Below are 14,917 nucleotides of genomic sequence, written 5' to 3' on the forward strand. Positions count from 1 at the left end.
CACTTTCTGTTGCCGAGCCTGAAACAATGAGCCGGTGACTACCCAGGCTTGGATCATCATCGCGGCTGTCGCGGCCGTAGTACTTATTGCTCTTGTGGCGGGTTTCCTGCGCTACCGCAGCCGCCAGGTGTCGTTGAAGGCGCCCGAGACGAAGCCGGAGCTCGGTGCACCGGAGAAGGACAAGTCGGGCGGCTACAAAGCCGGCGGCGGGTTCAACTTCAGTGAGGGATCGACGGCAACGGCGCCACCGCCGGCACCGGCCCCGCCGGCAAAGCCGCCAGTTCCGGAGAAGCCAGTTCCGGAGAAGCCAGTTCCGGAGAAGCCGGTTGAGCCGGAACCGGCGCCGCCCGTTGTTGTAGAGCCGGTTGTCGAAGCTCCTGTTGTTGAGGAACCAGTTGTTGAAGAGCCGGTCGTTGAGGCGCCCGTCGTCGAAGAGCCGGTGGTTGAAAAGCCGGTTGTCGAGGCGCCCGTCGTCGAGGAACCGGTCGTTGAAGAGCCGGTCGTTGAAGCGCCGGTTGTCGAAGAGCCGGTCGTCGAGGCGCCGGTGGTCGAGGCTCCTGTCGTCGAGACGGCTCCTGTTGCTCCGGTCGAGCCCGCCCCTCGGGTTCTCGACGAGATCGAACCGACCGAAGGCCGACTTGATCGCCTGCGCGGTCGACTGTCTCGTTCACAGTCGGCAGTCGGCAAGAGCTTGCTCGGTCTGCTCGGTGGTGGCGACCTGGACGAGGATTCGTGGGAAGAGGTCGAGGACACCCTGTTGATCGCGGACCTCGGTTCTGCGACGACGGAAAAGATTGTTGCCACGCTGCGGGCGCAGATGGCAGCCCGCAGTGTTCGGACCGAGGCGGAGGCTCGCGCTTTGCTGCGTGAGGTACTCGTCGCGGAGCTTCGTCCGGAACTGGATCGCTCGATCCGGGCGCTTCCGCACGACAACCATCCGGCGGTTCTGCTTGTCGTCGGTGTGAACGGAACCGGCAAGACCACCACGACGGGCAAGCTGGCCCGCGTATTGGTCGCTGACGGGCGACGGGTGCTTCTTGGTGCCGCTGACACGTTCCGTGCTGCTGCGGCCGATCAGCTGCAGACGTGGGCCGAGCGCGTCGGCGCTGAGGTTGTTCGCGGAAAGGAAGGCGGCGATCCCGCTGCTATTTCCTTCGACGCCGTTACTCGTGGCATCGAGGAGGGCGTCGACGTCGTTCTGATCGACACCGCCGGCCGCTTGCACACCAAGACCGGTTTGATGGACGAGCTCGGCAAGGTCAAGCGTGTGATCGAGAAGAAGGCGTCGGTCGACGACGTTCTTCTGGTTCTCGACGCCACCGTGGGGCAGAACGGTCTCGCTCAGGCCCGCGTGTTTGCCGAAGTTGTCGATATCACCGGTGTTGTTCTGACCAAGTTGGACGGTACGGCGAAGGGCGGAATCGTCTTCCAGGTTCAGCATGAACTCGGGGTTCCGGTGAAGCTTGTCGGCCTCGGTGAGGGCGCTGACGACCTGGCTCCGTTCGAACCGGGAGCGTTTGTCGACGCACTGTTGGGCTAGCGCCCCCGTGCGCCTTTTCGGTAGTGCCCACTACTGAAAAGGCGCACAGGGATTCGAAGAATCCCAGTATGAAACTTACTTGCAACAAAGTTGGGTAATTGGTTCACGTCCGCGAAACGTAAGCGCGCCACGGACGAAACACCAGCCCAGCAGTCTTCTACTCAACGACGTGCCACCCGGCACGTGCGACTAGGAGGTAGTAAGTGAGTACCGACGATTTGTTGGCGAACTCCGGTAACGCCGCATGGATGCTGATGGCCGCATCACTGGTTCTGCTGATGACACCGGGTGTCGCGTTCTTCTACGGCGGCATGTCTCGGTCCAAGTCCGTGCTCAACATGATGATGATGTCCTTCGGTTCGATGGCCGTCATCGGTGTCATCTACGTGCTGTGGGGATGGTCCATGTCCTACGGCACCGAGAACATCGGTGGCATCTTCGCGAATCCCTTCGAGTTCTTCGGACTCAAGGACAGCATCACCGACGCGGACGGTAACTTCATTGCCGGTGCGTGGGGCTACCCCAATGTCATCGACATCGCCTTCCAGGTGACGTTCGCCATCATCACGACCGCACTTATCAGCGGTGCGTTGGCCGAGCGCGTGAAGTTCGGTACGTGGATGCTGTTCTCGGGCATCTGGGTCACGGTTGTCTACTTCCCGCTCGCTCACATGGTGTGGGGTGGCGGATTGCTCTCGGGTTCCGAGGACGGTATCGCCGCAAAGATCTTCGGCACCACCGATGACGGTGACGGTGGCCTCGTTGCCGCAGTCCCGCCGATCGACTTCGCCGGTGGCACAGTCGTTCACATCAACGCCGGTATGGCCGCTCTGGTTCTCGCTCTGATCGTCGGCAAGCGCGCCGGCTTCGGCAAGACCGCGTTCCGTCCGCACAACCTGCCGCTGGTCATGCTCGGTGCGGCTCTGCTCTGGTTCGGTTGGTTCGGCTTCAACGCCGGTTCCGCTTTTGCTGCCGACGGTTTTGCCGGTCTCGCCTGGGTCAACACCACCACCGCTACCGCCGCTGCAATCCTCGCTTGGTTGCTCACGGAGCGTATCCGTGACGGACATGCCACCAGCCTCGGTGCTGCTTCCGGTGCTGTTGCCGGTCTTGTTGCCATCACCCCGGCAGCTGGTGCACTGAACCCGGTCGGCTCGATCTTCCTCGGCGCAATCGCCGGTATTCTCTCCGCTCTGGCCGTCGGCCTGAAGTTCCGCTTCGGCTTCGACGATTCGCTCGACGTTGTCGGTGTTCACCTCGTCTCCGGCCTGTGGGGCACGATCGGTATCGGATTCTTCGGTACGTCGACCGGTCTCTTCTACGGCGGTGACTACAAGCAGTTGGTGGTTCAGATCGTGATTGCAGTTGTCGCTCTTGTCTTCACCGGTGTTCTCACCGCGATCATCGGCTACGCACTCAAGCCCCTCGGATGGCGCATCTCGGCCGAGGACGAGGCTCGTGGAATCGACGAGACCCAACACGCAGAGACCGCATACGACCTCGCGTGATCAGCACGTGATTAAAGTGAAATCGCAGCACTTCAGAGTTGGGAAAGGGATGAGCACATGAAGCTGATCACAGCAATCGTCAAGCCGTTCACGCTCGAGGACGTCAAAACCGCGCTCGAGCAGGCCGGGGTGCTGGGTATGACTGTCAGTGAAGTTCAGGGTTACGGTCGTCAGAAGGGCCACACCGAGGTGTACCGAGGCGCGGAGTACTCCGTGGACTTCGTACCGAAGGTTCGGGTGGAGGTCGTGATCGACGACGCGGCTGTCGACAAGGTGGTCGAGGTGATCGTAGAGGCTGCGCGCACCGGCAAGATCGGTGACGGCAAGGTCTGGGTCTCGCCGGTCGAGTCGGTCATCCGGGTTCGTACCGGAGAACGTGGTGGCGATGCACTCTGACCCGAATGGGTCCGGGAACTTCGGCCCTGGTTCCGTCGCTAAGGCGACGGGGCCAGGGCCGGTCTCGTCAGGGGGATCCGATGAAGCCGCGGACCTGGCCCGCGCACGCAAGGCATTACTCGACGGTGGACCCAAGAATCGTCGGCTCGACGCACCTTCGCTGCGACACGCACTGGTTGATCTCCACGAGTTCTGGCTGACCACCAAGGGCGCCGAATTGGGAATCAAGCCCGACTGCGGATTTGCGATTGTTGCTGTCGGCGGGCTGGGCCGACGCGAATTGTTGCCCTATTCCGATCTCGATCTGATTCTGTTGCACGACGATATGGACCCCGCTGTGGTGGCTCAGGTGGCGGAACGCCTCTGGTACCCGTTGTGGGACGCGCACATCAAACTCGACCACAGCGTGCGGACGCTGCCGCAGGCCTTGCAGGTCGCGGCAACCGATATCACCGCGTCGCTTGGCATGCTGGAAGCTCGCCACATTGCCGGCGACATGGAACTCACCAATTTGCTGATCAGCGGTGTGCGACGCCAATGGCGGATGGACATTCGCTCGCGGTTCGACGATTTGATCGCGCAGACCCAGTCGCGGTGGGCGAGCAGCGGCGAGATCGCCCATCGAGCCGAGCCGGATCTCAAGAGCGGGCGCGGGGGGTTGCGTGACGTGCAGTTGCTCAATGCCCTGTCCATCGCTCAGTTGACGGACGGCATGCCAGGGCTCGGTCCCAATTCGCCTGGCGGCGGTCTGGCACTGGCGCACCGGCGACTGCTCGACGTACGCACGGAGTTGCATCGCGTGGCCGGTCGGCCGCGGGATCAGCTGCGGGCGCAGGACGCCGACGAGATCGGCGCCGCCCTGCGGATCGGTGATCGATTCGATCTGGCTCGCCTGCTCAGCGAATCGGCGCGCATCATCAGCTATTCGGTGGACGTCGGAATCCGTACTGCCGGAAATTCTTTGCCCAAGCGTGGGTTGTCGCGGCTCCGGCGGCCTCCGGTGCGTCATCCTCTGGACGAGGGTGTCGTCGAGCATGCCGGAGAAGTCGTGCTGGCGCGCGATGCTCGGCCCAAGAAGGACTCAGGGTTGATCATGCGCGTTGCGGCGGCTGCCGCAACCGGTGGGATGCCGATCTCGGCGTCGACGCTCAATCGCTTGGCGGACAACGCTCCTGAACTGCGCGAGCCGTGGCCCAAGAACGCGGTCAACGATCTTCTGGTGTTGTTGGGGTCGGGTTCTCGGGCGGTGCCGGTCATCGAGGCTTTGGATCGCACCGGATTGTGGGGGCGACTGTTGCCGGAGTGGGGCACGATCCGGGATCTGCCACCGCGTGACGCCGTCCATACCTGGACGGTCGATCGGCACCTTGTCGAAACAGCCGCATACGCAAGCGGATTCACGACGCGGGTCGCGCGTCCGGATCTGCTGATGCTCGGAGCCTTGATTCACGACATCGGTAAGGGGCGCGGCGGCGATCACAGTGTGGTCGGTGCGGAACTGGCCACGGCAATCGGAAACAGGTTGGGGCTCTGGCCTTCCGACGTCGCAATGCTGTCCGCGATGGTGCGGTATCACCTGCTGTTGCCGGAAACGGCGACGCGACGTGATCTGGACGATCCGGCGACGGTGCAGGGGGTCGTCGATTCACTTGGCGGTGACGGAACGCTGCTCGACCTTCTTCATGCACTCGCCGAAGCAGATTCTCTGGCAACGGGTCCGGGTGTGTGGGGTGATTGGAAATCGTCGTTGATCGGCGAACTGGTGCGTCGATGCCGCTTGCTGATGGCGGGGGAGGATCTGCCGGCTCCGGATCCACTCGATCCCGAGCAGTTGTCCATCGCCGAGGACGGCGGTGTTCACGTGTCGTTGTCTCCGGCCGAGAACGCGCATACGTACGTCGTCACGGTCATTGCTCCGGATGCACCCGGCCTGTTGTCACGGGCCGCGGGGATTCTTGCGTTGTCGTCGCTTCGCGTGCATTCGGCTTCGCTCGGCGCCCACGCGGGATCTGCGGTCAACTCGTTTGTCGTGACTCCGCGTTTCGGGGCGCCGCCGCAAGCCGCGCTGCTACGGCAGGAGTTGATCCGCGCATCCGAGGGCGAGCTGAACCTGCTAGAGCTACTCGATGCCAAGGAAGAGGAAACTCGGGCGCAGCAGTGGGAAGATCCGATTGCGCTGAGTAAGAGTTCGGCGATCCCGGTCCTGTATGCGCAGGCACCGCCGCGGGTCATCTGGTTCGATTCGCCTGGTGAGGGTCAGGCGATCCTCGAGGTACGTACCGAGGATCGCGTCGGATTGCTGTGTCGTCTGGCCGCAGCTCTCGAACGCAGCGGCGCCGACATCAGGTGGGCAAAAGTCGCGACCCTGGGCTCGTCCGTCATCGACTCGTTCTGCCTCGAATTCGGTGGGGCCGATTCGCGGGCCAGTCGTGAGCGCGTCGAGGCCGCCGTTCTGAGTGTTGTGCCGCTGCCGCAGCCGGAGAAAAAGCCGCAGTAGCGACACGCCTGAAAGCGGTTACGTCCGCATCGGCTGGGATCGGTGCGGACGTAGCGGCTAGGCTGGTGCCCGAGAATATCCACGGCAAACTCGCACGACCTTCAGGAGCGCACTCGGTGTTCGAATCCCTTTCCGACAGATTGACCGGATCTCTCAAGGATCTGCGTGGTAAGGGTCGTCTGTCCGGCGCCGATATCGACGCGACCGCCCGTGAGATCCGCCTCGCACTTCTCGAGGCCGACGTTGCGCTGCCCGTCGTGCGCAGCTTCATCGCCAAGATCAAGGAACGAGCCAAGGGCGCCGAGGTGTCCGGTGCTCTCAACCCGGCGCAGCAGGTCGTCAAGATCGTCAACGAGGAACTGGTTCAGATTCTCGGCGGCGAAACTCGTCGGCTGCAGTTCGCCAAGAACCCCCCGACAGTCATCATGCTGGCCGGTCTGCAGGGTTCCGGTAAGACCACCCTCGCCGGCAAGCTGGCCAAGTGGCTCAAGGATCAGGGCCACACTCCACTTCTGGTCGCGTGTGACCTGCAGCGTCCCGGCGCCGTCACACAGCTGCAGATCGTCGGCGAACGCGCCGGTGCCGCCGTCTTCGCGCCGCACCCGGGTACGTCCATCGGCGGCGGCGAGAACGCTCTCGGCGTCTCCGCTGCCGACCCCGTCGAGGTAGCCCGAGCCGGCGTCGAAGAGGCGCGCAACAAGCAGTACGACGTGGTCATCGTCGACACCGCCGGCCGACTCGGCATCGACGCAGATCTGATGGAGCAGGCTGCCGGTATTCGTGACGCCGTCAACCCGGACGAGACAATTTTTGTTCTCGACTCGATGATCGGTCAGGACGCGGTCAGCACGGCCGAGGCGTTCCGTGAGGGTGTCGGCTTCACCGGTGTTGTCCTCACCAAGCTCGACGGCGACGCCCGTGGTGGCGCCGCGCTCAGCGTTCGTGAGATCACGGGCCAGCCGATTCTGTTCGCGTCGACGGGCGAGAAGCTCGAAGACTTCGACGTCTTCCACCCGGACCGTATGGCCAGCCGCATCCTCGGCATGGGCGATGTCCTGAGCCTGATCGAGCAGGCCGAGCAGGTCTTCGACGCCGAGCAGGCTGAAGCAACCGCCGCCAAGATCGGCTCCGGCCAGCTGACGCTCGAGGATTTCCTCGATCAGATGATGGCTGTCCGCAAGATGGGCCCGATCGGCAACCTTCTCGGCATGCTGCCAGGCGCAGGCGGAATGAAGGACGCGCTGGCCAACGTCGACGAGAAGCAACTCGACCGCATCCAGGCGATCATCCGCGGTATGACGCCCGCCGAGCGTGAAGACCCCAAGATCATCAACGCGTCCCGCCGTCTGCGCATCGCAAACGGTTCGGGTGTCAAGGTCTCCGACGTCAACCAGTTGGTGGACCGGTTCTTCGAGGCCCGAAAGATGATGGCCGCCATGGCCGGTCGCATGGGCATGCCCGGCGCCCGCAAGCAGGTGCGCAGCAAGAAGGGCAAGAAGGGCAAGAAGGGCGGCAAGGGTCCGACGCAGCCCAAGATGCGCGGAGGATTCCCCGGCATGGGCGGATTCCCGGGTATGCCCGGTGGCATGCCTGCCGGAATGCCCGACCTGTCGAACATGCCCAAGGGACTCGACCAGTTGCCACCCGGACTCGAAGGCATCGACCTGTCGCAGCTCAAGCTGCCCAAGAAGTAAGCCCGTGAGCGCCCTCCATCTGCGCGGCATCGGTCTGCCCGATGCTGCGCCCATCGAACTGTGGATTGTCGACGGCAGGATCACCTTCGAACCGGTCGCAGGCGCCGAGACGATTGTCGATGCTGGGTGGATCACTCCCGGTCTTGTCGACGCGCATTGCCATGTCGGTATTCGCTTCGGCGGGGGCGGCGGCGAGACCGTCGACGGTTTGATCGCTCAGGCACAGACCGAGCGCGACGCCGGTGTACTGCTGTTGCGTGACGCGGGATCACCCGTCGATACCCGATTCGTCGATGAGCGGGCCGATCTTCCCCGGATCATCCGTGCGGGTCAGCACATCGCTGCGCCCAAGCGCTACATCCCGGGGTTGCCGGTCGATCTCGACGACGAATCGCAGTTGCCTGCCGAGGTCGTGCGCCAAGCCAGGGCCGGTGACGGGTGGGTCAAGCTCGTCGGCGACTGGATCGACCGCTCTGTCGGCGACCTCGCGCCCCTGTGGAGCGACAAGATCCTGGTTGAAGCTATTGCGGCGGCTCACGCTGAAGGCGCCAAGGTCACGGCCCACGTTTTTGCCGAGGACGCACTTCCCGGCCTGATCAACGCCGGTATCGACTGCATCGAGCACGGCACCGGATTGACCGACGAGACCATCGAGATGATGGTTGCTCACGGCACCGCACTGGTGCCGACACTGATCAACATCGCGACATTCCCCGGAATCGCCGACTCCGCGACGCGGTACCCGATCTACGCGGCCCACATGCGCGATCTCCACTCGCGGCGCCATCGGACGATCGGTGCGGCGCACGAAGCCGGGATCCCGATCTACGCCGGCACTGATGCCGGAGGATCGATCCTGCACGGCCGGATCGCCGACGAGGTGGCTGAACTCCAGATCGCCGGGATGTCGTCACACGACGCGCTCGGTGCAGCCTGCTGGGACGCCCGGACGTGGCTGGGTGGATCCGGATTGGTCGAGGGTGCGCCCGCTGACCTGGTGGTATTCGACGAAGATCCGCGGGGAAACACCGCTGTGCTGGCGAAGCCCGCCCACGTGGTGCTTCGCGGCAATGTAATCGCCCGATAACGCTTGCCTGGATTTCATCCACAAGTAGGCATCTGGCACAATGGACGACTGTTCGTCGCAAACGGTTACGTACCGCTGCGACGGTCACAGGTTAGAGGCAAAACCGGGCCCCCAAATTCGTGGGGGTTGCTGAATTGCACGTGACACGCGCCGCATTGTTGTGCGCGCTGAAGGAGTACCGCAGCCATGGCTGTCAAGATCAAGCTCACCCGCCTCGGCAAGATCCGCAACGCTCAGTACCGCGTTGTCATCGCCGACTCCCGCACCCGTCGTGACGGCCGTGCGATCGAGACCATCGGCAAGTACCACCCCAAGGAAGAGCCGTCGCTGATCGACATCGATTCCGAGCGCGCTCAGTACTGGCTGTCCGTGGGCGCACAGCCCACCGAGCCCGTCGAGGCTCTCCTCAAGATCACCGGTGACTGGCAGAAGTTCAAGGGCCTCCCGGGCACCGAAGGCACCCTGCGTGTCAAGGAAGCCAAGCCCTCCAAGCTCGAACTGTTCCAGGCTGCACTCGCGCAGGCCGAGAACGAGCCGGTTGCAGAAGCAATCACCCCCAAGAAGAAGAAGGCTGCCAAGGCAGACGAGGCCAAGGCAGACGACGCCGCAGCCGACGCCGAGGCTCCCGCTGCAGACGCCGAGGCTGCTGACAAGTGAGTGCCGTCGTCGCTGATGCGGTAGAGCATTTGGTTCGCGGCATTGTCGCCAATCCTGACGACGTACGCGTCGAACTGATGACCGGACGCCGTGGACGTACCGTCGAGGTGCACGTGCACCCCGACGATCTCGGCAAGGTCATCGGCAGGGGCGGCCGCACCGCGACCGCTCTGCGCACCCTGGTCTCCGGTATCGGTGGCCGTGGCATTCGCGTCGACGTCGTCGACACCGATCAGTAGACGGCAGTATTTCACGTGGAACTCGTCGTCGGTCGTGTCGCGAAGTCGCATGGCATCAAAGGTGAGCTGGTCGTAGAGGTTCGTACTGACGAACCCGAAGAGCGCTTTGCCGTTGGAACTGTGCTGCGTGGGCATAAGCCACGCGAGTCCACTAGCAAGTCCTACACAGTAGAAGCCGCCCGGGATCATTCCGGGCGGCTCCTGCTGCGTCTCGAAGGCGTCAACGATCGCGGCGAGGCAGATGCCTTGCGTGGCACGTTGTTTGTCATCGACAGCAGTGAACTCGAACCGTCCGACGATCCGGACGAGTTCTACGATCACGAACTCGAAGGACTGAAGGTCGTTCTGGCCGACGGTACCGAGGTGGGTTCTGTGATCGAGGTATTGCACTCCGCCGCAGGCGAATTGCTTTCCATTCGCCGCACCGGTGAGGCATCGGGCGAGTTGTTGATCCCATTTGTCGCCGCCATCGTGACCAAGGTGTCGATTGCCGACGGCCTGGTTGAGATCACGCCTCCCGAGGGTCTGCTGGACCCTGACTTCGGTGACAAGTCGAACAGCGACAGCGACAAGTCGAACTCAGATCGCGACTGATCGATTCATGCGTCTCGACGTAGTCACCATTTTTCCCGAGTACCTCGAACCGCTTCGTGCCGCCTTGCTGGGCAAGGCAATCGAACGCGGCTTGATCTCGGTTGACGTCCATGATCTGCGTTCGTGGACCCATGACGTACACAAGGCCGTCGACGATTCCCCGTACGGCGGGGGACCTGGCATGGTCATGAAACCCACCGTGTGGGGTCCCGCCCTCGACGACGTCCTCGGCCGCTCCGATTCTTCCGGCCCGGATGATGCCGACACCATTTTGGTGGTGCCGACTCCCGCCGGTGTTCCCTTTACCCAGGCAACAGCGCATCGTTGGTCGAAGGCGCAGCATCTTGTGTTTGCCTGCGGCCGGTACGAGGGCATCGATCAACGAGTCTTCGACGACGCGGCCAAGCGGGTTCGCGTCGAAGAAGTCAGCATCGGCGATTACGTCCTGATCGGCGGCGAGGCTGCCGTACTGGTGATGGTGGAAGCCGTAGTTCGCTTGATGCCCGGTGTGCTCGGCAATCAGCTGTCGCACCAAGAGGATTCGTTCTCCGACGGTCTTCTCGAGGGGCCGAGCTACACCCGCCCGGCGGTCTGGCGCGACCTCGAAGTTCCGCCTGTTCTGCTGTCCGGCGATCACGCAAAGATCAAGGCATGGCGCCATGAGCAGTCGCTGCAGCGCACCGCCGAACGTCGGCCGGATCTGCTGCCCTAGCTGTTTCGCTTCAGCCAGGTGACGCTCGCGCCGTTGTCGAAGACTTCACTGGCCGTGGGCGTGAAAAGTATCGGCTCGAATGTACCGGCGATCATCGGTATCCCCGCACCCACGATGGCCGGGTACCTTTTGATTATCAATTCGTCGATCTCCGGTAGCAGTTCCCCGGCAAGTATTCCGCCGCCGCACAGCCAGATATCTTGTCCTTCTAGGGCTTTGAGTTCCTTGATCTTCGTTACCGGGTCCGTGCGCACCAGGTTGACTGCCGGGTCGTCGATATCCGGGAGCGTGGTCGATACGACGTATTGCCGAAGGTGCGCGTATGGACTGCTCACGCCGACGCTTCGTGCGGGCTCGTAGGAACCGCGGCCCATGAGGACGGTGTCGAAAACTCTGTTCGGTGGGTTGCCCATCCCGACGTGGGGCCGGATGTGCGTGGGTACGGTTTCCGGGTAACGCTCGTTCATCGACGCGGTCATCTGATCGGAGAGCGGAAAGAAATCGAACTCTCCTCCGGGGCCTGCGATGTATCCGTCCAGCGTTGTTCCGACGTAGTACACAAGCTTGCGCATGTACAACTCCGTTCGTAGTACTCTGTTTGTAGTGGTTTAATTTAGGGTCGTGACAGGAGCGGTGTCAAGTGCGAAAAAACCCGGAACGCCGGCTGGCGCTGATCGATGCGGCAATCGAGGTGCTGGCGCGAGAGGGCGCTAGAGGCTTGACATTTCGAGCCGTCGATACGCAGGCCGCCGTGCCGAACGGGACAGCGTCGAACTACTTCTCGAATCGCGACGACCTACTCACCCAAGCCGGTGGCCGGATCTACGAGCGACTGATTCCGGACGACCTCGAAGGGATGATCGATCCCGTCAACGGCACCGATCGTGAGCGCCTGGTGACGCTCATGCTCGACGTGGTCGAGCGGGTCACCTCATTCGGGACCGGATTCCTCGCATTGATGGAGTTGCGCCTCGAGGCGACGCGTCGGCCTGATCTTCGAGCGGTTCTGACGGTCCGCATCCGAGAAGACTTCGAACTCAACGTCGCCAACCATCTGGCCTCGGGAGTGCCAGGTGATGCGATGACCGTTCGACTGCTCTACATGTCGTTGAACTGGCTGGTTCTCGATCGGCTCACCCTGCCGGATCTCTTCGTGCAGGAGGACGTTCGTGCCGTCGTCGAGGCGGCGGTGGATCGGGCCTTGCCGCCACAGCGGTAGCAGGTCAGTGGTCGGTAACAGGTCAGTGGTTGTCGGTGCTGCGCCGGAACGAGAAGTATCGATGCCCCAGAAAACTCACGCCTGCCACAATCAGCATCACCACTGCCTGTGCCGGTAGTGGTGGTGCATGGAGAACCGACACCGCAAAAGTCCCCAGGATCAGATTCAGTACCAGCCCACCGGAATTGACGACGATAAACGCCCCGAGGTCGCGGGCGAGGTGACCCCGGACGCGGAAGACCAGAGTTCGGTGCAGCACAAACGCGATCAGGACGCTGATGCTGTAGGAACCGATCAGCGCGACCGGGTAGAGGTTGTCGTTGCCCAACGCGAGCATCCAGATGACGAACAGCCCGTATCCGATGGCTGTATTCGCCACTCCCACAACGGCAAATGCGATGGGCTGATGTTTCACGATTCGCAGCAGCGGGCCTGGGTCGGCAACCGGGGCGGTGTCCTCGCTCACGATGCGTTGTTCGTTGCGTCGTCGATCCGGTCGCGTCGACGGCCGCGCAGATACATCCATTCGAGTACACCGAGGCCGAGAATTCCGGCGACCATCGACGCGCCGCCGATCTTCCATCCCGGCGGACGCCAGGTTAGGACAAGTTCCGCGTCCTGAGTTCCGGCTGGAACATCCACGGTGACAAAGGACTTCGCAACAACGTCGATGGGAACAGACTCGCCGTTCAAGGTGGCGCGGTAGCCAGGCCAGCCGAGACGGGCGAAGACGACCTTCCCGCCGCCGCTCGAGCTGACTCGAAGAGTGCTCGACATGTTCGTCTCGGCGACCGACGTCGCTTCCACCCCTTCGGAGTGCGAGATTCGGCCGTTGCGGGCGGAGACCGAACCGTCGACGCGTTCGAGTACCGAGATGTAGTTGTCGTGGCCGGGGTAGTCGACCCATTTCCAGCCGTCGGGGGCCGGCTGGTTACGAGCATCGGGATACAACGCGTTCTGCAGAACCACGCGGTCCACGTTCATGAGATCGACCAGAGTGCGGCCGGTTTCGGGTTCGACGGCGAAGACCCGTGCGAACGCGTCAGGGCACACGCTCATGTCCCACCGCATGCACAGGAGATTGCCGAAGTAGTAGTGCCCGTTGGGGGTGTAACCGCTGGTGTAGGTGAGTTCCAGATCTTTCGGATAGTTTCCGAAAGCCAGTGAGCCGTATGCGCCGTCGAGGGTGCGTTGGTCGGGGGCGATGAGCGCGCGATCGGCGAGTTGCAGTGTTGTTCCGTCGAAGTCGGGGAAAGCTGCTTTCATGTCCGAGCGCGACTCCGGCAGGTTCCAGCTCATCGGTGTCGGTTGCGCGGCGCGCACCTGGGCGTAAGCGATGGGGGAGACTGCGGCAATAGCGAGGATGCAGGCCGCGGCCGTTCCCTTCGTTCGGCCGAGCCAGACCATCGCGGCGCCGAGAGCAGCGACGGCGACGGCCGAGATCACGTGCCATTCCAGGAGGCTGGGTGCAGCCGACGCCGAGCGGATCAGGAGTAAGCCCACCAGGATTCCGGCGGCCGCGCCGCGGCGACGCCAGTTGTCGGTGGTGGCGTAGCGCCCGAGCAGGATGCACACCAGAAGTAGCAGTCCGATCGCCACCATCGGGAGCACCCGAGCGGGCCAGCGGAGGGGGCCGATGGTGCTGGGTCCGGCAGTCCACATGAGTACTGCCACCGTGAAAATTCCGACGGCCGTCAGTTCGCGTGCGGCGCCGCGAGCTTTGCCCCAGTCGATGAATGCAAGCGCAGGAATCAGGAACCAGGCGATGTAGACCATCGGCATGGTCTGGATGTAACCCCACCACGAAACAAACGCGGGCATCGTGCTCGGCAGGCTGGCGTTGAGGGATTCCGACCACGGTACGGCGAGGAAGGCGTCGTTCTTGACCTCGGATGCGCCGCGCCAGGTGACGTCGGCGGTGAGCAGACTCGGCAGGTAGGTTGCGAGGCCCGCCAGCGCGGCACACGCGGAGACTGCGAGGAGCCGCAGCGATGGCAGCCAGCGTCGTTGGTAGGCCACTTCGCCGATGGCCACAGCAACGATCATCAGACCGGATTCGACTGCGGGAAACACGTATTGGACCGACATCGCGAGATACAGGAACACAAACGTCGGTATCGGACCGCTCTTGCCGCGGGAGTACCGGATCGCCGACGCCCAGGCCTGCACCATCCAGGCGGTGCCGGTAAAGGCCGTCATCCAACTGGCCTCGTCGAAGAACAGCAGGAAACCGGTGAAGGGAATCGAGACGCCGGCTACGGCCGCCCACGCGGGCTTGGAGCCGTATTCGAGGCAGATCCGAAATACACCGAGGCCGAGGATGATCGCGAAGATCAGCTTGACCAGCGTTGCGTACAACGCGAGGTTGTCGAAGGACGGCGCTATCAGGTCGATGAGCAGTTGTGGTGGGTTGAGAAGGCCGGCTTCCTCGATGGCGTAGTTCCCGGCCATCCAGTTCTCCGGCACCAGGACTGGTAGGTGGCCCTCGCGCAGATTTCGGCCCAACATCACCCACAACGGGGCGTACTGGGACTCGGTGTCATCGGTGTAGAAATGGCGTGCATTTGCCAGGACGACAGCGATGTATCCCGCGATAACACCGACCGCAGTACCGGCACCCCATTTGTACACGTCAGCTCTGGCGCGAATGCGAGTTTCCACCACGAGTTCCAGACCTTAACAGGATGGGGGAATCGTGCCATGACGCGTGCAGGTAAACCGTTGGCAAAGTACAAGAGTCGTACACGCGCGCGTGTTAAAGTTCGCGGCGGTGT

At 63.0% G+C, this 14,917-nt stretch carries 14 protein-coding genes; 11 read left to right on the forward strand and 3 right to left on the reverse strand.

All coding sequences use genetic code 11. The features are described from left to right. Positions 1-34 precede the first annotated feature (34 nt). The 10 genes from ftsY (at position 35) to trmD (ending at position 10,924) form a co-directional block, all read left to right on the forward strand. Complete coding sequence (ftsY, locus tag RG2_RS10305; RefSeq protein WP_033236557.1) at positions 35-1,540, forward strand: signal recognition particle-docking protein FtsY; 1,506 nt, start codon at positions 35-37, stop codon at positions 1,538-1,540. 248 nt (positions 1,541-1,788) lie between these two features. Then, entirely contained in the window at positions 1,789-3,048 is a 1,260-nt protein-coding gene (locus RG2_RS10310) for an ammonium transporter (RefSeq protein WP_045067926.1), read from the forward strand. 57 nt (positions 3,049-3,105) lie between these two features. Beyond that, the gene (locus RG2_RS10315; RefSeq protein ID WP_033236555.1) at positions 3,106-3,444 is read left to right on the forward strand and encodes a P-II family nitrogen regulator; all 339 of its coding nucleotides are present in this window, start codon (positions 3,106-3,108) and stop codon (positions 3,442-3,444) included. After that, complete coding sequence (locus tag RG2_RS10320; RefSeq protein ID WP_033236607.1) at positions 3,434-5,941, forward strand: [protein-PII] uridylyltransferase; 2,508 nt, start codon at positions 3,434-3,436, stop codon at positions 5,939-5,941. The genes RG2_RS10315 and RG2_RS10320 overlap by 11 nt, the downstream gene beginning before the upstream one ends. A 116-nt stretch (positions 5,942-6,057) precedes the next feature. Beyond that, the gene (gene ffh / locus RG2_RS10325) at positions 6,058-7,635 is read left to right on the forward strand and encodes a signal recognition particle protein (protein ID WP_033236554.1); all 1,578 of its coding nucleotides are present in this window, start codon (positions 6,058-6,060) and stop codon (positions 7,633-7,635) included. 4 nt (positions 7,636-7,639) lie between these two features. After that, positions 7,640-8,722 carry an amidohydrolase family protein gene (locus RG2_RS10330; RefSeq protein WP_033236553.1) on the forward strand — a complete coding sequence of 361 codons (1,083 nt, stop codon included), beginning with the start codon at positions 7,640-7,642 and terminating at the stop codon, positions 8,720-8,722. A 186-nt stretch (positions 8,723-8,908) separates the two neighbouring features. Beyond that, a complete protein-coding gene (gene rpsP, locus RG2_RS10335) occupies positions 8,909-9,379 on the forward strand; it encodes a 30S ribosomal protein S16 (protein WP_033236552.1) in 471 nt (156 codons plus the stop codon). Then, complete coding sequence (locus RG2_RS10340) at positions 9,376-9,618, forward strand: RNA-binding protein (protein WP_033236551.1); 243 nt, start codon at positions 9,376-9,378, stop codon at positions 9,616-9,618. The genes rpsP and RG2_RS10340 overlap by 4 nt, the downstream gene beginning before the upstream one ends. A gap of 15 nt (positions 9,619-9,633) precedes the next feature. Beyond that, positions 9,634-10,212: a ribosome maturation factor RimM gene (rimM, locus tag RG2_RS10345; RefSeq protein WP_033236550.1), complete on the forward strand. Its 579-nt coding sequence runs from the start codon at positions 9,634-9,636 to the stop codon at positions 10,210-10,212. A 7-nt stretch (positions 10,213-10,219) separates the two neighbouring features. Continuing rightward, positions 10,220-10,924 (forward strand): tRNA (guanosine(37)-N1)-methyltransferase TrmD, encoded by a 705-nt coding sequence (gene trmD, locus RG2_RS10350; protein WP_033236549.1) that lies wholly within the window; start codon positions 10,220-10,222, stop codon positions 10,922-10,924. Here trmD and RG2_RS10355 read toward each other — a convergent pair. Continuing rightward, positions 10,921-11,496, reverse strand: coding sequence for a dihydrofolate reductase family protein (locus RG2_RS10355; RefSeq protein ID WP_033236548.1), 576 nt, complete (start codon positions 11,494-11,496; stop codon positions 10,921-10,923). The two genes, trmD and RG2_RS10355, sit on opposite strands and share 4 nt — an antisense overlap. 68 nt (positions 11,497-11,564) lie before the next feature. Here RG2_RS10355 and RG2_RS10360 point away from each other — a divergent pair, with 68 nt between their 5' ends. Then, positions 11,565-12,143, forward strand: coding sequence for a TetR/AcrR family transcriptional regulator (locus RG2_RS10360; RefSeq protein WP_033236547.1), 579 nt, complete (start codon positions 11,565-11,567; stop codon positions 12,141-12,143). 22 nt (positions 12,144-12,165) lie between these two features. Here RG2_RS10360 and RG2_RS10365 read toward each other — a convergent pair whose 3' ends face one another. After that, complete coding sequence (locus RG2_RS10365) at positions 12,166-12,609, reverse strand: GtrA family protein (protein ID WP_033236546.1); 444 nt, start codon at positions 12,607-12,609, stop codon at positions 12,166-12,168. Next, positions 12,606-14,804 carry a membrane protein gene (locus RG2_RS10370; RefSeq protein ID WP_033236545.1) on the reverse strand — a complete coding sequence of 733 codons (2,199 nt, stop codon included), beginning with the start codon at positions 14,802-14,804 and terminating at the stop codon, positions 12,606-12,608. Before RG2_RS10370 ends, RG2_RS10365 begins: the two co-directional genes overlap by 4 nt. Positions 14,805-14,917: the final 113 nt, after the last annotated feature.

The organism is Rhodococcus globerulus NBRC 14531 (assembly GCF_001894805.1).
Lineage (GTDB): Bacteria > Actinomycetota > Actinomycetes > Mycobacteriales > Mycobacteriaceae > Rhodococcus_F > Rhodococcus_F globerula.

What these genes read in the sequence shown, in the direction of transcription:
- RG2_RS10310 (WP_045067926.1), top strand. Translation starts at nt 1,789, where the DNA reads ATGCTGATGGCCGCATCACTGGTTCTGCTGATGACACCGGGTGTCGCG.
- RG2_RS10315 (WP_033236555.1), top strand. Translation starts at nt 3,106, where the DNA reads ATGAAGCTGATCACAGCAATCGTCAAGCCGTTCACGCTCGAGGACGTC.
- RG2_RS10320 (WP_033236607.1), top strand. Translation starts at nt 3,434, where the DNA reads ATGCACTCTGACCCGAATGGGTCCGGGAACTTCGGCCCTGGTTCCGTC.
- rpsP (WP_033236552.1), top strand. Translation starts at nt 8,909, where the DNA reads ATGGCTGTCAAGATCAAGCTCACCCGCCTCGGCAAGATCCGCAACGCT.
- trmD (WP_033236549.1), top strand. Translation starts at nt 10,220, where the DNA reads ATGCGTCTCGACGTAGTCACCATTTTTCCCGAGTACCTCGAACCGCTT.
- RG2_RS10355 (WP_033236548.1), bottom strand. Translation starts at nt 11,496, where the DNA reads ATGCGCAAGCTTGTGTACTACGTCGGAACAACGCTGGACGGATACATC.